Source organism: Virgibacillus halodenitrificans (genome assembly GCF_001878675.1).
Taxonomy (GTDB): Bacteria; Bacillota; Bacilli; order Bacillales; family Amphibacillaceae; genus Virgibacillus_Q; species Virgibacillus_Q halodenitrificans.
The window spans coordinates 3,764,536-3,782,474 of the sequence record NZ_CP017962.1; the positions used below are offsets into that span (position 1 = coordinate 3,764,536).

20 protein-coding genes are annotated in these 17,939 nt (G+C 39.6%); 7 read left to right on the forward strand and 13 right to left on the reverse strand.

Annotated elements, in window-relative coordinates; all coding sequences use genetic code 11:
• Positions 1–75: 75 nt before the first annotated feature.
• The 4 genes from BME96_RS18565 to BME96_RS18580 all read right to left on the reverse strand — a co-directional run bounded on the left by BME96_RS18565 (position 76) and on the right by BME96_RS18580 (position 3,104).
• Positions 76–585: a QueT transporter family protein gene (locus BME96_RS18565; RefSeq protein WP_040956816.1), complete on the reverse strand. Its 510-nt coding sequence runs from the start codon at positions 583–585 to the stop codon at positions 76–78.
• A 140-nt stretch (positions 586–725) separates the two neighbouring features.
• Complete coding sequence (locus tag BME96_RS18570; protein WP_231478655.1) at positions 726–1,493, reverse strand: 3-oxoacyl-ACP reductase; 768 nt, start codon at positions 1,491–1,493, stop codon at positions 726–728.
• Complete coding sequence (locus BME96_RS18575; protein ID WP_060678621.1) at positions 1,493–1,729, reverse strand: DUF2829 domain-containing protein; 237 nt, start codon at positions 1,727–1,729, stop codon at positions 1,493–1,495. The genes BME96_RS18570 and BME96_RS18575 overlap by 1 nt, the downstream gene beginning before the upstream one ends.
• Before the next feature lie 91 nt (positions 1,730–1,820).
• Positions 1,821–3,104: an acetyl-CoA hydrolase/transferase family protein gene (locus BME96_RS18580; RefSeq protein ID WP_071649875.1), complete on the reverse strand. Its 1,284-nt coding sequence runs from the start codon at positions 3,102–3,104 to the stop codon at positions 1,821–1,823.
• A gap of 166 nt (positions 3,105–3,270) precedes the next feature.
• Between BME96_RS18580 and BME96_RS18585 the strand changes: the two genes are divergently transcribed.
• Positions 3,271–3,750, forward strand: a complete 480-nt coding sequence (locus BME96_RS18585) for a divergent PAP2 family protein (RefSeq protein WP_071650063.1) — start codon at positions 3,271–3,273, stop codon at positions 3,748–3,750.
• Positions 3,751–3,812: 62 nt separating this feature from the next.
• Here BME96_RS18585 and BME96_RS18590 read toward each other — a convergent pair whose 3' ends face one another.
• Complete coding sequence (locus BME96_RS18590; RefSeq protein ID WP_071649876.1) at positions 3,813–5,051, reverse strand: Zn-dependent hydrolase; 1,239 nt, start codon at positions 5,049–5,051, stop codon at positions 3,813–3,815.
• Positions 5,052–5,241: 190 nt separating this feature from the next.
• Between BME96_RS18590 and BME96_RS18595 the strand changes: the two genes are divergently transcribed.
• Complete coding sequence (locus BME96_RS18595; protein ID WP_071649877.1) at positions 5,242–6,153, forward strand: vanadium-dependent haloperoxidase; 912 nt, start codon at positions 5,242–5,244, stop codon at positions 6,151–6,153.
• Between the two features lie 728 nt (positions 6,154–6,881).
• Here the strand turns inward: BME96_RS18595 and BME96_RS18600 are convergent.
• Together BME96_RS18600 and BME96_RS18605 are read right to left on the reverse strand one after the other, a co-directional pair.
• Positions 6,882–8,141 (reverse strand): MFS transporter, encoded by a 1,260-nt coding sequence (locus BME96_RS18600; RefSeq protein ID WP_071649878.1) that lies wholly within the window; start codon positions 8,139–8,141, stop codon positions 6,882–6,884.
• A 65-nt stretch (positions 8,142–8,206) separates the two neighbouring features.
• Entirely contained in the window at positions 8,207–8,962 is a 756-nt protein-coding gene (locus BME96_RS18605) for an SDR family NAD(P)-dependent oxidoreductase (RefSeq protein WP_060678616.1), read from the reverse strand.
• Positions 8,963–9,159: 197 nt separating this feature from the next.
• On the opposite strand from BME96_RS18605, the gene BME96_RS18610 reads away from it, so the two are divergent.
• Positions 9,160–9,759 carry a TetR/AcrR family transcriptional regulator gene (locus BME96_RS18610; RefSeq protein WP_071649879.1) on the forward strand — a complete coding sequence of 200 codons (600 nt, stop codon included), beginning with the start codon at positions 9,160–9,162 and terminating at the stop codon, positions 9,757–9,759.
• A gap of 87 nt (positions 9,760–9,846) precedes the next feature.
• On the opposite strand, the gene ppc is transcribed toward BME96_RS18610, so the two are convergent.
• The 4 genes from ppc to BME96_RS18630 all read right to left on the reverse strand — a co-directional run bounded on the left by ppc (position 9,847) and on the right by BME96_RS18630 (position 14,731).
• Positions 9,847–12,597 carry a phosphoenolpyruvate carboxylase gene (ppc, locus tag BME96_RS18615; protein ID WP_071649880.1) on the reverse strand — a complete coding sequence of 917 codons (2,751 nt, stop codon included), beginning with the start codon at positions 12,595–12,597 and terminating at the stop codon, positions 9,847–9,849.
• Between the two features lie 407 nt (positions 12,598–13,004).
• On the reverse strand, positions 13,005–13,319 hold the full coding sequence (locus BME96_RS18620) for a hypothetical protein (RefSeq protein ID WP_071649881.1): 315 nt from the start codon (positions 13,317–13,319) through the stop codon (positions 13,005–13,007).
• Positions 13,320–13,334: 15 nt separating this feature from the next.
• The gene (locus BME96_RS18625; protein WP_156036070.1) at positions 13,335–14,291 is read right to left on the reverse strand and encodes an alpha/beta fold hydrolase; all 957 of its coding nucleotides are present in this window, start codon (positions 14,289–14,291) and stop codon (positions 13,335–13,337) included.
• The gene (locus BME96_RS18630) at positions 14,288–14,731 is read right to left on the reverse strand and encodes a hypothetical protein (RefSeq protein ID WP_060678611.1); all 444 of its coding nucleotides are present in this window, start codon (positions 14,729–14,731) and stop codon (positions 14,288–14,290) included. Before BME96_RS18630 ends, BME96_RS18625 begins: the two co-directional genes overlap by 4 nt.
• Before the next feature lie 99 nt (positions 14,732–14,830).
• Here BME96_RS18630 and BME96_RS18635 point away from each other — a divergent pair, with 99 nt between their 5' ends.
• Positions 14,831–15,106: a hypothetical protein gene (locus tag BME96_RS18635; protein ID WP_060678610.1), complete on the forward strand. Its 276-nt coding sequence runs from the start codon at positions 14,831–14,833 to the stop codon at positions 15,104–15,106.
• Positions 15,107–15,232: 126 nt separating this feature from the next.
• On the opposite strand, the gene BME96_RS18640 is transcribed toward BME96_RS18635, so the two are convergent.
• Positions 15,233–15,487: a hypothetical protein gene (locus tag BME96_RS18640; protein WP_060678609.1), complete on the reverse strand. Its 255-nt coding sequence runs from the start codon at positions 15,485–15,487 to the stop codon at positions 15,233–15,235.
• A 101-nt stretch (positions 15,488–15,588) separates the two neighbouring features.
• Between BME96_RS18640 and BME96_RS18645 the strand changes: the two genes are divergently transcribed.
• The 3 genes from BME96_RS18645 to BME96_RS18650 all read left to right on the forward strand — a co-directional run bounded on the left by BME96_RS18645 (position 15,589) and on the right by BME96_RS18650 (position 16,790).
• Positions 15,589–15,801 carry a hypothetical protein gene (locus tag BME96_RS18645; RefSeq protein ID WP_071649884.1) on the forward strand — a complete coding sequence of 71 codons (213 nt, stop codon included), beginning with the start codon at positions 15,589–15,591 and terminating at the stop codon, positions 15,799–15,801.
• A gap of 164 nt (positions 15,802–15,965) precedes the next feature.
• Positions 15,966–16,106 carry a hypothetical protein gene (locus tag BME96_RS19710; RefSeq protein ID WP_156036073.1) on the forward strand — a complete coding sequence of 47 codons (141 nt, stop codon included), beginning with the start codon at positions 15,966–15,968 and terminating at the stop codon, positions 16,104–16,106.
• A 354-nt stretch (positions 16,107–16,460) separates the two neighbouring features.
• Complete coding sequence (locus tag BME96_RS18650) at positions 16,461–16,790, forward strand: membrane lipoprotein lipid attachment site-containing protein (protein WP_060678605.1); 330 nt, start codon at positions 16,461–16,463, stop codon at positions 16,788–16,790.
• Positions 16,791–16,843: 53 nt separating this feature from the next.
• Here BME96_RS18650 and BME96_RS18655 read toward each other — a convergent pair whose 3' ends face one another.
• Complete coding sequence (locus tag BME96_RS18655; protein ID WP_071649885.1) at positions 16,844–17,884, reverse strand: EAL domain-containing protein; 1,041 nt, start codon at positions 17,882–17,884, stop codon at positions 16,844–16,846.
• Between the last annotated feature and the right edge of the window lie 55 nt (positions 17,885–17,939).

Consider the following 17,939-nt stretch of genomic DNA (forward strand, 5'->3'; position numbering starts at 1 on the left):
GCAAATGAGAACTCCCGCTTGGGCTTTTTACATACCAAAAGAGGCTGAAAGGTAATATTCCTTCCAGCCTCTTTACTATTTGCTTAAATCAATTTTCTTACTTAACATATATACAAAAAATCCACCAACCGTCATGGATAATAATTCTCCAAGTCCTACGGTAAGCCATGTGTAAAAGAACGGCAAATCAAGCATAATTGATAGTTGTCCAGCAACTGTAAACATAGATAATGCAAAAATTACAGCAGTTACTGCCATCTTTACTATTTGATTTGAAATGTTTTTCGTAGCAGCACGGCATAAAATTAGTACTAAAAATGTTGCAAGTCCACCAATAGGTACATCGAGCATCCATGTTGGGGACATGAAATTAGCAAACACTACACCTAATGTTACAGCAAGGACATATCGTTTATGATAGAGTGCGAGATAATTGAACATCTCTGACATTCTTAGCTGGATAGCTCCAAAGCTAAATACTGCAAACCAGGCTGTAACAACTACATATAGTGCTACAATGAGCGCTACTTTAGTTAGTTCGCTGACGGATGTGGTAACCGATGTGTTCGAAATCGTTTTATTCAATTTACTATCTCCTTTGTAAGACAGTTTCCTACTGTCTTAGTAATAACTACGACCAAAGGAAGACCAAGTGCCGTAGTGCAGACCTTTGCAAGCCTGCCTGCCTATTATAGCAAACTATTTTAAATTCGAATAGGCATTCTTTACTTTATTGTCCAGCCACCATCCATTGGCATAACTGCTCCATGTATGTAATCTGCTGCATTACTTGCCAAAAAAAGCGTCAGACCAGCAACCTCCTCTGGCTGAGCCCAGCGCCCGGCAGGTGTTTCACTTGCTACCCAATCGGCCATCGCACCATCCCCAGCAAAATCAGCTGCATTCATTGGAGTTTGAATAGCTCCCGGTGCAATCGCATTTGCGCGGACTCCTTCACGGCAATAATCCAGATCAAGCTGCTTGGTATAACCGATAATGGCATGCTTAGAAGCTGTATAAGCAGCTCCTCCCCCACCAGCAACAAGCCCTGCAATCGAAGCCATATTCACGATGACCCCAGAGGCATTTTCTATCATATGGGGAAGAATGGCATTCGTTACAAAGTAAGTGCCTTTTATGTTTGTATTCATAACCCTGTCCCATAATGCTTCATCCGTATCCAAGGTTTTTGCATAGCCATCCAGCACACCAGCTGTATTTAGTAAAATATCAATTCTGCCAAATTCAGCTAAAGCATGCTGAACCGCTTCTTCAACGACTTTCTTTTCTGAAACACTGCCCTCGATAAACAAAAATCGAGCTTCATATTGCTGAAAAAATTCGTTTAATCCTTTTCCAACGAGATCAAAGCCAACTACATTTGCACCATTTTCTAAAAAAGCTAATGCTTGTGCTCGGCCAATACCTGAACCTGCGCCGGTTACAAATACTGTTTTTCCGTTAAACTCAGGAAATCTCATCTTATTTTCCATTAGCGGCGGGCTTCCTGCTCAACAATCTGCCAATCATCAGCAAGAATGTCGCAAACGGTTGGGCTGAACATGGTGTAGCCCTCCCCCTCTACATTAATCAAAAAATATGGATTCAATCTTTCTCCATCATGCTCTGTTTCACCAACAAGCTTCACATATAGCTCAGGGCCTCCCCAGCCCTGACGGATTACCTTTTTACCTGCCTTTACTTGTGGGAGTATTTCTTCAAATGTCATGCTTATTCATCCTTCCTTCAACCAAGTATTCTGTCATGTTAGTATAGGGCAAGAAAAACGAGAAAGCAATGGAAGCAGCGCTATATTACGCTTATACATATCCTAGTTTTTTTGCTTCAAAAAGCAGCTCTTCCCTAAAAGCAGGATGGGCGATATCAATTAATGCTTTCGTGCGTTCTCTAATTGCCTTCCCCCGTAATTTTGCTACACCATACTCTGTTACAATATAATCAACATCGTTTTTGGAAGTGGTCACAGGAGTGCCTGGCTTTAATGTAGGGACTATTTTTGAAATTGTATCTTGTTTCGCTGTTGAGTGCAGACAAATAAACCCCTTGCCTCCTTCTGAAATGCGGGAAGCTAATTGGAAATCAGCTTGCCCCCCCGTGGAAGACCAGTAATTTCCTCCTACCATTTCGGAATTGACCTGGCCAAGAAAATCAACCTCTACCCCTGCATTTACCGTTACTAAATTCTTCACTGCCTGCAGCTCACAAATATAGTTTGTCTTGTTTACAGGAAGCATATAAACATCCTTATTTTCATGTAGGAAATCATACAGAGATCTGGAACCATAAGCGAAGGTTGCTGTCATTTTTTCTTTATAGAATGGATTATTTTCATTTGTTACGGCACCACTATCAAATAAGTCGATAATTTTTTCTGGAATCATTTCCGTATGTATACTCAAATTTCTATGATGCTTTAAATAATCCATAATGGCATTGGGAATAGAACCAAAACCAATTTGCAGCACATCTCCATTATGGATAAGTTCAGCAACATGCTCTCCAATGCGTTTATCCTTTTCTGACTGGCGCAATACAGCGGGGGCCTCAGGTAACGCTTGGTGATTTTCAATTAGGGCTGTAACTTGCGAAATATGTATTTGATTTTCCCCAAAGGTACGAGGCATATTCTCATTTACTTCAAGTAATACGGTTTCAGCCGTTGATAGCAGTGCAGCAGTATGATCACAATTGGCACCTAGTGAGAAGTAGCCATTTTTGTCCATTGGGGAAACCACTGCCATTACTACTGGATTTCTTGCTGTTTGCTTTAACAGTGCTGGTATATCTGAAAAGTGATTTGGCAGTAGATCTAACTTGCCTTCCTTAAACGCCTTACGCTCGGTTGCTCCCATAAACATTGATATCAGTTTTACCTTTTCCGGGTCTACCTCCAACACATCTCTTGTTGAAAACATTTGAAAAAGACGATTCCCCTGCAAATGTCCTGCAGTCTCCAATTGTTTCATTAGACCGTATGGCTCGCCTGCAAGTAGTGGTGTGATCAAATCCGTTTCCGGTTTAATAAAAGTTATCACGTCTGCCGGGCTGCATAATTTCCTTCTGTAATCATTTGTTATATTCATAGCCATCCTCCCCTTTTAATATTTCTCTACAACTAGCGTACAAAATTTTTATAGTAATGAATAGTGGGAAAAAGACGTAGGAATTTCTTCCCTCGCATAAAAACTTCTTATTAAGGGTAAGAAATGAATAGACAGATTTATGGGAGGTTACATAGTGGAAACAAAGATGAATAAAGGAATTATCACCGCATTAGCATCTATTGGGATCGCGCAAGGGCTTAAGATCCTTACACATAAAAGGCTGACAGGGAAATGGGATATCAAGCAGGCAGCAACGACAGGCGGGATGCCGAGTTCTCATTCTGCGGGGGTCTCTGCATTGGCAACGTATATTGCTGCAAATAAAGGCTCGCGCCATACGGAAACTGCACTAGCTACCGTATTTGGAGTGATTGTAATGTATGATGCGCAAGGGATTCGCCGGCATACAGGGGAGATTGCTCAGCTTGTTAATGAGTTGGAGGATAAATTTGCTGACCTATCAGGAGAATTTCCTAGCTTTGAGTTTGTTGCCAAAGAGAAGGAGTTAAAGGAAATTCTTGGCCATCAACCGCTGGAAGTATTGGGTGGTGCATTACTGGGTATAACGCTTGGGTTCATTTCTGCAAAGTATGAAGACAGCAAAGAGGGTACACGCACGCAATGAAAAATTGCGTCTGTGTACCCTTTATTTATTTAAATATATTTAACTTTATTAAGCTTGTCTCTTTAGTCAGCTACCCTCGCGCATTGCACTACCGCTTCTTCCAACACATCGATTTCTGCTAAAATATCGCCCAGCTCCGTAAATTCATTGGGATGGTGACTAAGCCCATCTACAGAAGGAACGAAAATAAGGCCAACAGGGCAAAGTTTTGCCATATTCATTGCATCATGACCTGCGCCACTATGCATCTGCTGATAGGATAGCGATTTTTCTTCGCAAATAGTTACAAGATCTTGATTCATCTCTGCCGATAATTGCACAGGCTCTTCCGAAGCAATTTCAACTGTTTCGATGTCCAGCTCCCTTTCGGCTTGGATCTTAGCGATAGCATGATGGACATGTTCAGCCACCCGTTGCCTTGATTCCAAGCAAGTGGAACGAATATCAATTTTAAGCTCTACCTCTCCTGGCACAATATTCATCGCTCCATTAGGTAAATTCAAATACCCAATCGTAGCAACTGTGCCAGCCGCTTCTTCAAGCTTCGCAGCTCGTTCCAGCTCGAGAGATAACTCAGCGGCACCAAGAAGTGCATCCTTTCTCATGTTCATTGGTGTAGTACCTGAGTGGGAAGCCTTGCCGAGCATCTTTACTGAAAATCGAATTGGTGCAGCAATTCCAGTGACAATCCCAATTTTCTTTTTGTTGTTTAATAATACAGGCCCTTGCTCTACGTGCAATTCGAAAAAGGCTTTTATTTTCTCATCCGCCCTGCTCGCCTGATCAATTTGGTCATAATCCAACGCACATAAAGAAAATGCCTTTTCAACCGTAATCCCATCACGATCTTTGAGCTGTCTATATTTCTCTTTTTCCAGTGCACCTGTCATTGCTTTACTACCAAGCGTGGAGACACCAAAGCGGGCAGATTCTTCACAGGCAAAGGAAATAATCTCGATTGGATGCTCTGTTATGATGTTTTTTTCATTCATACGTTTCACTACTTCCAGTGCAGCCGTTACTCCAACCGCCCCGTCATAGCGCCCTCCTTGATAAACCGTATCCAAATGCGATCCCATAAGAACGGGGGGCAGCTCATTATTTCTACCTTGTCTCCGTGCAATCATATTTCCACTTGGGTCCAGACGTACCTCCATGCCCTCCGCAATACACAAGCGCATAAAGGCATGTGTGCACGTTTGTTCCAGGTCTGTATAAGCAATTCTTGTAATCCCTTTATCCCCTGAATTATATTGATTCACTTTATCCAGCAATAATTTATATCTATGTTTTTGTACCATGACTAAACTCCCCGACAAAGATTTCTGTATCTACATTATAGCGGGAAAAGAGGCGGTTGTCCTTGTGAAAAAGTATAAAAATGTTATTTTAACATTTATTCTTTCGTTCATTTCCGTGATATATCAACTATACGAGAACCCATTCTATACATATTGTAGTTATATATGTTTAGAAATGAGGTGCAAGACAATGAGTAAAAGATCACCACATACTGATTATCCCCGTTGGAATGAACTTCCGTATGCAGGAGAAACGAAAGCACCTGACAATGCCGAAGCTCCTTATGCCGGCAGCTGGACAACATACTTTATTCGATACCAACAGGATGAATGGGTATCAGCCTTCAATGGAAAGACGATTCACTTTAAAATTCGTCATCCGGAGTCGATCGACTGGTATAAACAATTAGCTGTTGTACAACGAACGCAGCGAAAGTTAACGAGGGAACAAAAAACAATTGCCACATACTGGGGATCAGGAGTAGCTACTAAGCAATGGACACCGATTGCAGATCAACTAATCGATTCCTATGGCGTAGAGGCTCCGAGGGGTGCAAGAATATTAGCAGCACTGCATGCGGCAATAAATGATGCATTTGTTTTAACATGGTCTTATAAATTCAAATGGTTTGTCGCCCGTCCAAACCAATTAGATCACAACCTGGCAACCTTCCTTTGTACGCCGAGACACCCTTCTTATCCATCTGGTCATGCGGCTGTCGCCGGTGCTGCGGAAACTGTTCTTTCATACTTTTTCCCTGCAGAAAGACGTCGCCTGCACGAGCTAGCTGAAGAAGCTGCACAATCCCGCTTATATGCAGGGGTCCATTTCCCAGTAGATAATGAGCAAGGATTACGTTTAGGAAGACAGGTAGGAGAACTAGCTGTGGATCAATTACGCGAGGAAAGAGATACAGAGGATCATAACATTGATACACCATACAGACATTCCGCAAATGTAAAACTAACTCCGCCACCGTATGAACAAGTTATTCCATTTGAATTTGATGATCACTGCGGTTCCTTGACTATGAACGAGGATTATAGAGAGAAAAAGTCAGCCCCAACAGCAAACAAGCACAAGCCAAAGCTATTTTACTAGTAGAAAATAGAAGCACGATATCAGAGTGAGGCTCTTTTTTACAACTAATTCAATAATCTCTGCTTTTGTCCATTAACCATCTATATCAACAAAAAAAACGCGGTACTACTGAAAATGTTAAGATACAAACACATCTCGTATATTCGTTGTTGAAATAAACTCCCTCAGTTAGATTCAGATGAATGGAGTGTTGATAATTAAGGCCCCGAAGTAACTAAGAAGATAGAGGCTGCGTAAAACACCGCTACGGGGAAATATTCCGCTTTCCGCGGGCGGCTGATGAGCTTCCTCACGCTACGCGTTCGGGGATCTCATCGAGGCCTCTCCTCCCGCAGGAGTCTCCATATTCCCCCTTCGCTACTATTAATTATTATATCTACGAAGAAAAACTGTGTTCGCATACACCCAGAATGTGCTGTGTAAGAATTGATTGGAGTGGAGTGCGGCGACTCCTGCCGGAATAGCATGAGCTGAAGACCCTGGACGTAGCGTAGCGGAGGAAGCGGCTGAAGCCATGCCGGCGGAAAGCGTCCGCATGCAACGGAAATCAATCGGGCTTACCTCTTCAACTACTTCAATGAGCTTTCCAGCAACATAGTTAATTTATATAATCTAAACACGAAAGTTACTTCGGAGTTTTTATCTATTTTTCGAACCATTGAATAACCTCAACATATATACTAGAACAAAAAAACGCAGACTTCATATCTGCGTTTTTTTCGTATCTATTAATTATACAATCCTTCATCCTCCAGCTTTTTCTTTCCTTTGAAAGCAAGCGTAACAAGGACAATATTAATAATTAGCATTGCAATAATGGTATACAATACAAGTGTGTAGCTTCCAGTTAAATCATAAACATAACCATAACCAGGCAATGCCACAATACCAGCTACTGCTAAACCAATTCCAATAGATGCATAGATTTGACTATATTCTTTATTACCAAATATAGAAGACGTTAGCAATGGTCCCAATGTTCCAATGGATGCTGTTACAAAACCAAAAATACCAATTGCTAATGTGAAGATAGCCGCATTTCCTGGGACAAAGATTAATAAACTAACAGCTACAATTCCACTTAGCATAGAGATAATAGCAGTATTTTTCGCTCCAATTTTATCTGACATAAAGCCAAACGCAAGAGCTCCAACGAGCATACCTACCATGAATGCACCCATTACTTTTCCTGCGAAATCAACCTCGTAGCCGATTCCCATCGCATATGGTCCAATATGCTGTGCAAAGCTGCCAATTGCTGTCATAAAGAACAGGAACAGAAGCATGGAGTAAAATGCCAATGATTTCTTAGCATCCGCCATGGTTACCCCACGCTCTGCAGGCTGAGACTGCTTTTCACCCTCTGGCACCTGAAGCATGCCATATGGTAACAAGCCTTTTTCTTCTGGCTTCTTTCTAATAAACAATAATATAACAGGAACTACGATAATAATCGCCGCCACACCTAAGATGATGTAAGCTTGACGCCAGCCCTGCTCTCCAATTAAGCTTCCGGCTAATGGTTGAATGAACGCACCAAACAAGCCAACCGCTGCCATCATGATACCCATTGCCAGTCCATTTTTTTCTTTAAACCAACGATTAATTAATACAGGACCTGCCATTGTCGTAACAAAAATTGCGCCAAAAGCCATCGGCACAGAAAGCACATACCAGCCCCACACAGAATCCATCAAGCCAAATAGTGCAAACGAGCCTGCTTGTAGGATAATAGCAATAATCAAAAGGCCGCGAATGTCATATTTAGCCATCATTTTACCTGCCAATGGTAAGAAAAACATTGTTACAATGGAAGAAATACTAAGATAGATAGTTAAGTTTCCAATTCCGATCCCTAAATCCTGTGATACTGGTGCCAAAAACAATCCACCAGCATTATTTATTCCTCCACGTGCCAGTCCAATCATAATCGATAAGCCTAATAAGACCCACCATGCAAAATGAATCTTCCCTTTTGTTCCCCGCATAGTTTATTCTCCCTTTAAAATCCACAAGCCTGTTTTATCAGACTTGTGGATCAATGTTTTATTATTTAACGAAGCTGGATGGATCCTCCGTCCACCATAATCGTTTGCCCTGTAATATAATCTGAATCCTCACTTGCTAAGAAAACTGCTACTCTACCGATATCTGCTTCAATTTCGCCTGCTCTTCTTAATGGAATACCGGAAAGCATTCTTTGATAATATTCCGGGTTAGCCTCTGCCCATTGAATCATTCCTTCAGATTTAGCAATCGGAGAAATAATATTTACATTAATACCATATGGACCAAACTCATTCGCAGCAACACGTGTAATTCCGCGAATAGCCTCTTTTGCAGCTGCATAGGATCCTTGGTTCACATCGCCTTTAATTCCAGCGCCTGATGCGAAGTTAATAATTTTTCCTTTTGTTTCCTTTAAGTAAGGAAGTGCTGCCTGCATAAAGTAGAATGTTGGATAAAATCCTGTATTAAAGGATAGATCCATTTCTTTTTGAGTTATATCTTCAATTGAAGCCATTTTGGATGCGTGTGCATTATTTACAAGAATATCAATCGTACCCAATTGATCTGCAACCTGCTTAACTACTCCCGCAAGCTTATCATGCTCCATTAAATTTGCTTGGATAAACATACATTCCGGTTGGTACTCCTGAAGTTTTTTAACTGTTTTCTGGCCTGCTTCTTCGTTAAGATCGACAATAGCAACCTTTGCACCTTCCTTAACAAAAGCTGTTGCCATTCCGCTACCAATACCACCAGCGCCGCCAGTAATTATTGCTACTTTGCCCTGTAATTTTCCCATTTATATCTCCCCTTTTTCATTAAATATATTATTTGCATATCCATCATATAATGTATTGACTAACAAATCAATCAATAAATTTTAGTGGCAAATTAGAAAAATAAAGCGATTTTTAGTTGAAGCTCCTTTTATTTTTCCACTAATGCTATAATAAATGCATTATAGTTACATGTTTTAAATAAAGTGAGGCAAAAAGAATGGCTAGAAGTGAAGAACAATTTAAGAAGATACGTGATCAACGATATGAGGAAATTAGTAATGCTGCATTAAAGATCTTCGCCCGTAAAGGATTTGCAGGCACAAAAATAAGCGATATAACTTCCTCCATCAATCTCAGTCACGGATTGCTATATCATTATTTTAAATCCAAGGAAGAGATTTATGTTGCACTCATTACAAATGTACTGGAATTATTTAGCCAAGCGGTTGAAGAGGCAGAAAGTAATAACGGTACACCATATGACAAGCTACGCTGGTTGACAGAGCTTACATTTAAGGGAGATTTTGATGTGGCATTAGACCGGCACATGCTTCTTATGGAGGCAATGCAAGCCGATTTCCTTTCTCAGGATACAAAAGAACAAATTATCGACCAATATACGACGGCATTAAAAGGGATTGGCAGAATTATAGCTGAAGGACAACAGACTGGTCTTTTTCGTGATGGGGATGAAATGGAGCTGGCAGCTTACTATATATCTCTATCTCAAGGAATTACACTGTGGAATGCCAAGGGATTGTATCCCATTCGTGTATCTGCAGATATGGTATTGGATCCGTTAATGAAGCGGGGTTAAAAGGACAATCTATCATTTCTACAACAAGCAATACTTCTATTTACATTAAAAAACAAGCTGGCATCATTACCAGCTTGTTTTTATTTATCAACCTGTATTCACTAAACCTGCAGCAACACCATTAATTGTAAGTAACACTTCTGTCACCAGTTCTTCGGATGGATTTGACGTTTCTCTTAGCTTTTGGATCAAATCAACCTGCAGGAAATTAAGTGGATCAACATATGGATTACGAAGATGCACGGACTCTTTTATATTAGACGTGTGACTTAGCAGCTCTTCGTTTCCGGAAATCTGCAGCAGCGCCTTCTTCGTACGTTCATACTCCTCGGCAATATCTTCATAAATCCGATTTGCCAACACAGGATCCTCTACCAACTCTAAATATTCCTTCGCAGTCTTCATATCAGCTTTCATCAAGGCCATCTGTAAGTTATTAATAGTGGAATGGAAGAAGGACCACTCCTTATACATTGTTTGCAAAATTTCTAAGTTACTTCCATTCTCTTCAATGAAGGATTGCAAACCTGTTCCCGCTGCATACCAAGCAGGGAGCATATGTCTGGATTGCGTCCAGGCGAATACCCACGGAATTGCCCGCAAATCCTCAAAACGCTGACTGTTTTTCCGGCTCATTGGTCGTGAACCAATATTTAAAGCACCTAACTCTGTTAATGGAGTTGCCTGATTGAAATACGTCAGAAAGTCAGGGTCGCCAAACACGAGCGATTGGTATTTTCTTAGGGATTTTTCTGAAATAGCCTCCATGGCATCCTCCCATTCTTTTTGACGCAGTTCAACCTGGTCAGAAGAACTGGACACCTTGGCACACGCTTCAAATAAGGCTGCAGCAGCTTGCTCCAGATTACGATAGGCGATATCTTCAAGTAAATACCTGGAGGAAAGTACTTCCCCTTGCTCCGTAATTTTTACACCATCGCCCAAGGTTTCCATTGGTTGGGAAAGAATACTTGTATTTAAAGAACCGCCCCCGCGGCCTAATGAACCACCACGACCATGGAAAAACTTCAGACGGATATCATATTCTCTTGCTGTATTATGAATTTCCAACTGTGCTTTAAATAATCGCCAGTTTGCACTTAATGTACCGCCATCCTTACTTCCGTCCGAGTAGCCGAGCATGATTTCCTGACGTCTGTCGCGTGATTGGAGCTGTTTCCGATATACATCTGTATCGAATAATGTTTGCATAATTTTCGGACCAGCAATCAGATCATCAATTGTCTCTAAAAGTGGTGCAACATCAATGTCACTTTCTACACTTCCATCCGGATAAAGTCGATAGATACCCGCTTCTTTAGCTAGTACCATGACTTCCAATAGGTCACTCGGTGCTTCTGTCATGCTAATTAAATAAACTTCAATTGCACGCTTACCAAACTCTTCATGGGCTTTTTTAATCATCCGGAATACACGCAACATCTTTTGTGTTGCCTCAGAATAACTGCCATCAAACAGTAGTAATGGGCGTTGATCATTTAGAACCTCGAGAAGAATTTTCTGCTTTTCCTCTTCGGTCAAGTTAGAATAATCATCTGTGACATGTACTGCCTTCAAAATCTCATGAATAGCAGCTTCATGCTCCCCACTATGGTTCCGCACATCAAGGGTTGCCAGATGGAAACCAAACATCTGCACCTGGCGAATTGCTTTACGAAGCGTCTTCAGCTTTTTTGGTTTCGGCAGATGTGCCTCTGCATGCTCCTTAATTTCAATAAGATCATTTGCCAGCTCCTCCGAAAACTGATAGCCGTTTTCCGTTTTTCCTGTTTCCCGTAGCCGCTTTAAAATAATGGCAAACTTACGGCGATATACCTCGGACTTCACTGGCCATTTCTCTTTATCTACTAAATAGGTACCCTCCTCTTGCTCTACCTTTTCAATAAATTGAGGGTTAATGGTAATACGTTCACTTGACTGACTAAAACGTCTCATTAGATCAACAATGGTGCTATCGTATTTCTTCAAAATAAGCTCCCGTTGCATCCCCAACGTCTTCCACGTAATTTCTGGCGTTACATTTGGATTACCATCCCGGTCACCGCCAATCCACGACCCAAACTGAATAAAGTTTGGTACCTTCCAGTCCTCCTCAGAAATTTGGGATTGTAGCTGCATCTCCAGATCCTGAAAAACGTCTGGTAAAGTATGGAATAGTGTTTGATCAAAATAATAAAGACCGTTTTTCACTTCATCAAGCACTTCAGGCTTCCGATGGCGCAGTTCATCTGTATGCCATAATGCTGTAACCTCATTAAATAAACTTTCCTCCACATATGCGCGCTCATTTTTTGTTGTTTGTGGATTGTCTAACTTCCGTAAAATTTCAGAAATTCGTTTTTGGATTTCTAACACGGTACGCTTGGTCGCCTCTGTTGGATGTGCTGTCATAATTAGTTCCACAGATAATTCATTAAGTACGTCCTGAATATCCTCATTTGTGAGGTCATAGTTTTTCACGTTGGATACTGTCTTTTCCAAAGAGAAGGACTGACTCTCCTCCTCCTTCAATAAATACTCGCGTCTCCGGCGAATACGATGATTTTGTTCCGCAATATTAATTAAATGAAAATAAATAGAAAAAGCTCTAATCACCTGCTGTCTCATAGGCGGCTGTAGTGTGCTAATTTCATTTTTTAGTGTTTGATACGTATCCGCATCATATGTTTTACGAATACTTTTCGTCATTTCCCGAATTGTTTCTACTTTGTCAAATAGCTCCTTGCCACCATGGAGTACTAAAATTTCCCCCAAAATACTGCCGAGCATATTCACATCTCGTCGAAGTAATGCATTGCTGTCAGTCGTTACTGTCATCCTGTTTCCTCCTTGATTGTTGGCTGAAATTAGTAGAATTCGTATGCCCTCTGAATCTAGCATGAATTATGTTGCTTTTTTGGTTATTTTTATAATGATAGCATAGTAGATGATATATTTCGAGAATTCTGTATTATTTAAGGATAGAAAGATAGATAAACAGTCTTTTTTCATGTTCCATGATTGGGTTTATTGATAGAGACTATTTAGCTTTAATTCGTCAGAAATATTGTCCGTGTTAAATGTATAATTAGTCATTAGAAGTTTTCTATTTTAAACAAAAATAAGCTAGCCAAGAATTGTTCTTCTGTCTTGTCTAACTTGTATGTAAAAGTAATTTCAGCTATCAAAAATCTCTCATCTATTTATTATTGAGCAAGGTAGTTGCGGAGGATATAGATTCGATTTTACCAGAAACCCGATTTAGTCTTTATGCTATCTTTCACATTCTCATACATTTTATCTAATTGTTCCAGTTGTTTACTATTCTCTTCAAAGCGAAGTCCTAAAGCTTCATTCGCTTCCCCATCAAAGCTGTTTTCTATCTTACTTAAAATTCCTCTATGTTTTTCAGATAGAGAGTGCAAGGCATAACAGTGTTGTAGATAAGCTTTAAAAAAGGCTGCTTTTGTCTCCAGGTCAGCTTTGATGTTTGATTTTAATTCTTTCTTTTGGCTTTGCGTCTCCCAAAAATCCTCCCACCCTTCAGTTAAATCGTCCATCGTATCACCACACTTTTACTTTTTTAATTGCAACCACTGAGCAAGCTGTGTATCAGCTTTGTTAAAATCATTGCTCATTTTTTCCATATGGTAGGCGATCTCATCTGTATCCGACAAGGCTTTTCCTATCATAGACATTAATCCTTCAAATTCTTCGATGTCTAACAGCATAGGACCTCCTTCTTCGTCGATGTTAGTGTAATCTGCGAAATATTCATTGACGTGCGCTGTACTCAATTTATCGTATTGACCAGTGCCTACTTTAGCTAGATATGTATTTTTTAACTCGGTCATTGATTCCACATAATAATCAAGAAAATTCACCAGCGCTTTTCGTGTTGCTTCGATTAGTTCAGAGCTGCCTTCCAATTCTTTAACATACGCCGCCATGAGACTACCCTGAATACGAATGTAAAAATTTTCGACCCCTTTGTTCTTCATTTTTAATGGCGAAGAAGCTAATTGTCTATGAATTTTTTCATCATAAAGGGTGCTGGGTAAAAAATATCCTTCTTTATCATACAAGTCTTCAACCATATAATTTTTAATCTTATGTGTACTAATTCCTTTCGAACTATCTTTGGGCTCAGACATATAGTAGACCGAACCAATGGAATCGTTATAAAAAGTACCCACAAAGTCGTCTGGATATGTGTAAGATATAATGTTGTCTTTAAATTTCCCTTTAGCAACCTCTTGCTGTTCTTCCTCGGACAATAAAGAATAAACATCAGCTGCAGCAAATGTGATTGCATTGGAATCATGTTTAACTGCATAATACTGAGCCAAACCACCTCCAAGTGAATGCCCAACAAAAGTAATGTTGTCTGCTCCATATTTTTTTACGGTGTCAGCTATTATTTTTTCTGATTCTGTAAATTGGTTTTTGTTTACATAGGTGATGGTTTTTTCGTTGGAGTTTAATTTTGCTTTACCAGTTGATAAAGCAGCATCTTGAGAAGGTGATGCTATATACTCTGTTGTTCCATATCTTTTTTGGTATAATTGGGATCACCAAAAACAATACCTTGAATATCTTCTGTTAGATCTTTTTCAGCTTTATCAATACCTGTGATGCTATTGCCATCATAAACAATGTTACCATCTTTTAAAGTGGCACCGCCGCCGGCACCAGCTAAGCGAGCGTCTTGAGAGGGAGATCCTACATATTTCTGTTCTACCTGCTTTTTCTCAACTTTAGGAAGTTCTGTACCTCTAAAGCTGATCACTACTTCTTCCGTATCTGGGTTTTGTAGAACATACCCTTTGAGTCCGGTGTCTTTATCTTGAATGGTGTCAACTGTTGACCAAGCAGACGCTTTTCCGTTTCTTGCTTCATAATAGACTTCGTTAACATTGTCCACATAGGTCCTAGCAGATATTCTACTTGCTAATTGATCATTTATAGCCATCTTTTTACTCCTTTCTAAAAGGGGGAACGTTGGGGGGGGGATAACATGAAAAAAATTTTTTTAATTATAGGATTAATTATACTATTAGGGGGCTGTAATGTGAACTCTGACAATAAAATTGAGGATGAAATAAATGTAGACAAAGCAAAGGAAAACGTTGAATCATATCTTTTTAATAACTTCGAAGATGTTAAGTCTGTGGAAATCAAAGATATTTATATCGACCCTATGGGTGGTATAGCAGTAGATGGTACAGTGAATGGTCATGCTAAATACACTGCAGGAATCGAAAGTGATTTACGTGTAAGTAATATGGCTGTGGGTGACGATTTCCCTAACAGAAAAGAAGAATGTAAAGAAAGAAGATGTGATTAACAATAAAGAGACGCCTAAGCGTCTCTCTTATATTTATTAACCTTCCATCTCATCTTGTGGTGTCATTTCCACAATGTTACCATCTTTTAAAGTGGCCCCTCCACCGGCACCAGCTAAGCGAGCAGCCTAAGAGGGAGATCCTTGTGGCACTTGCTTTTCCACCATTCTCGGAAGTTCGGTGCCTCTAAAACTGACTACTACTTCTTCAGTTTCAGGATTTTGTAAAACGTAGCCTTGAAGCCCAGTGTCTTTGTCATTGATGGTTTCTTTTGTTTTCCAATAAGACATTTCGCCCGTACTCTTTTTTATTTCAAGTGTTTCAACTGCATTATTATATGTTTCTTCTGAAATCCTCGCTGCATAATCTTTTATATTGCCCACAAAAATACCCCCATTTATAAATTATATTGAGGTGATTTAAATTGAAAGGTCTTACTTTATTTCTATTCATTTCCATTATTATACTATTAGGAGGTTGTAATGTGAACTCTGAAAAAAATGCATTTGATGATGAAACTATTTCTAAAGCAAAAAGTGTTACAAAAAGTTACGTTCAAAATAATTATAAAGAAGTTCAATCTATTGAATTAACAGAACCGTATATAAATCCCATGGGTGCTATGACGATAGACGGCGAAGCTTTTGAAAAAACTACTTATTATTCTGTTCATTATGTTGTTACTAGCTGTTTGTAAGGTGAATTCTGAACAAGAAAACGAGTATGACCAACAGACAATACAAAATGCTAAAGCAAATGTGGAAAGCTACCTTGTGAATAACTATACCAATATCAACAATATTCAACTCGACGAATAAGATTACATTTTCAAATGATACTAGCGATCCAATGGGTGGATTGATGATTCGGGAAACTGTAAATGACAAGGTTGATTTCTCGGCAAGTGTAGATCCCAAAGAACTAAGCGTTCAAAGTTTAGGAGAAACAAAGGGTTTCCCTGAGGTAAAAGAAGAATGTAAAGAAAAAATTTGTGATTATTAATCTTATAATTAGGTGAAGTGTAGAAGTCATCCCTAACAGAAAAGTAGAATGAAAAGGGAAGAGACTGTGATTAACAAAAAAAGATGCCTAAGCGTCTCCTTATATTATTAACCTTCCAACTCATCTTGTAATGCCATTTCCACGATGTTGCGCGCAATGAACGTACAAGTTTTTTCAGTGGTAACATTATCAATTGACATTCCCATGCCCTCATTAAAGATTTCTACACCATAGATTTATAGGTTTGCTGTCAATTGTTCGATGTAACCAATAGTGACCTGCTACCTCAATGTTTATCATTCATAGTCATCTTTTTACTCCTTTCTAAAAGGGAGTAGCGTTGGGAGGGATAACATGAAAAAAATATTTTTTATTATAGCATTTGTTATACTATTAGCTAGCTGTAATTTGAACTCTGGTAATGAAATTGAGGATGAGATTAATGTAGACAAAGCAAAGAAAAATGTAGAAGATTATCTCTTTAAAAACTTTGAAGACATTAAATCAGTGGAGATTAACGATATTTATGTGAGTCAAATGGGTGGTATAGCAATTGACGGAACAGTAAACGGGCATGCTGAATACACTGCTGGGATTGAAAGTGATTTAAATGTAAACAGTATGGGGGTGAGCGAAGCCTTCCCTAATAGAAAAGAAGAATGCAAATATAGGAGATGCGATTAGCAAGAAATAAGCTAGCCAAGACATCTGGTCTTACCTAGCTTTTATATTAAATGTTAGCTTACTGCATTTTTTCCTATCCTTGTTGCAGGGGCTGCAGTTGGCTTTCCTAAATAATAGCCTTGGAATAGATCATATCCCATATCAGCTAAGTACAATAAGTCCTCTTCCTGCTCTACACCTTCTGCCAATGCCTTTGCGCCCATATTATGTGCAATTGTCAACACAGACTTTGCCACATGTTGTTTTTGCGCGTCCTGACTCACTCCATTTGTATACTCCATCGCTAACTTCACAAAGTCAGGCTCCATATTGGATAACATCTCAACATCGTTATAACCTACTCCCACATCATCCAGCGCATACTTAAACCCGTGTGACCGATAATAATTTAAGATCGATTTTAAATGCGCCACATCATCTATCTGTTCTGTTTCAACGACCTCGAAAACGACCTGTTCAGGCTTTATATGCAGTTTTTCAATTAATTTAATCGTAGTTGCCAGGCAATGCTCCGGTACATAAATAGCTGTAGGTATAAAATTAATAAATATAAGCTTATCTCCCACAGCTTCCGCATTTTTTACACAAGTAATTCTGCATGCCCTATCCAAGGAGAATGTACGATTTCTAATCTTAGCAGCCTCAAACATTTTAAAAGGAGGAATAATCTTCCCTTCGTTGTCCAAGCCCCTCGACAATAATTCATGGCCTACGATTTCTAATGTACCAGTTGTCCAACTAACGATTGGCTGATAATGGGTAGCGATCGATTCGTTTTGTATTACATCATCTATCCAGCTCGCTTCACGCTCCTGTTTAAATTGAGCAATTGGTTTCAAAGGGGTTTTATACTTTAACGGCTTGCGGACATCTGCCAAAGCGGCAACTATATGTCTCTCACCTAGATGCGCCTCCGCATAATCCATAAAGTCAAAAAAGATGGACTCGATCATCCACACGTTTGCAGGATCTATCCTCTTCCAATTTACTGTTGGAAGGCTATTAAAATAACTTAAAAGTCGCTGTGCATCTTGCTTATCTGAAAAACATACGGTATATCCCTTTTCTTGTGGTGCACAAATATCACAACTCATTCTCCATTCCCCTTTTATCTAGTGTCTTTTTTATATTCGACAAAAAGATACAATA

Bases quoted from the DNA above. Each gene is read 5' to 3' on its own strand.
- BME96_RS18570 (WP_231478655.1), bottom strand. From the start codon at position 1,493: ATGGAAAATAAGATGAGATTTCCTGAGTTTAACGGAAAAACAGTATTT.
- BME96_RS18575 (WP_060678621.1), bottom strand. From the start codon at position 1,729: ATGACATTTGAAGAAATACTCCCACAAGTAAAGGCAGGTAAAAAGGTA.
- BME96_RS18580 (WP_071649875.1), bottom strand. From the start codon at position 3,104: ATGAATATAACAAATGATTACAGAAGGAAATTATGCAGCCCGGCAGAC.
- BME96_RS18585 (WP_071650063.1), top strand. From the start codon at position 3,271: ATGAATAAAGGAATTATCACCGCATTAGCATCTATTGGGATCGCGCAA.
- BME96_RS18590 (WP_071649876.1), bottom strand. From the start codon at position 5,051: ATGGTACAAAAACATAGATATAAATTATTGCTGGATAAAGTGAATCAA.
- BME96_RS18595 (WP_071649877.1), top strand. From the start codon at position 5,242: ATGAGTAAAAGATCACCACATACTGATTATCCCCGTTGGAATGAACTT.
- BME96_RS18600 (WP_071649878.1), bottom strand. From the start codon at position 8,141: ATGCGGGGAACAAAAGGGAAGATTCATTTTGCATGGTGGGTCTTATTA.
- BME96_RS18605 (WP_060678616.1), bottom strand. From the start codon at position 8,962: ATGGGAAAATTACAGGGCAAAGTAGCAATAATTACTGGCGGCGCTGGT.
- BME96_RS18610 (WP_071649879.1), top strand. From the start codon at position 9,160: ATGGCTAGAAGTGAAGAACAATTTAAGAAGATACGTGATCAACGATAT.
- ppc (WP_071649880.1), bottom strand. From the start codon at position 12,597: ATGACAGTAACGACTGACAGCAATGCATTACTTCGACGAGATGTGAAT.
- BME96_RS18620 (WP_071649881.1), bottom strand. From the start codon at position 13,319: ATGGACGATTTAACTGAAGGGTGGGAGGATTTTTGGGAGACGCAAAGC.
- BME96_RS18630 (WP_060678611.1), bottom strand. From the start codon at position 14,731: ATGGCTATAAATGATCAATTAGCAAGTAGAATATCTGCTAGGACCTAT.
- BME96_RS19710 (WP_156036073.1), top strand. From the start codon at position 15,966: ATGATTCGGGAAACTGTAAATGACAAGGTTGATTTCTCGGCAAGTGTA.
- BME96_RS18650 (WP_060678605.1), top strand. From the start codon at position 16,461: ATGAAAAAAATATTTTTTATTATAGCATTTGTTATACTATTAGCTAGC.
- BME96_RS18655 (WP_071649885.1), bottom strand. From the start codon at position 17,884: ATGAGTTGTGATATTTGTGCACCACAAGAAAAGGGATATACCGTATGT.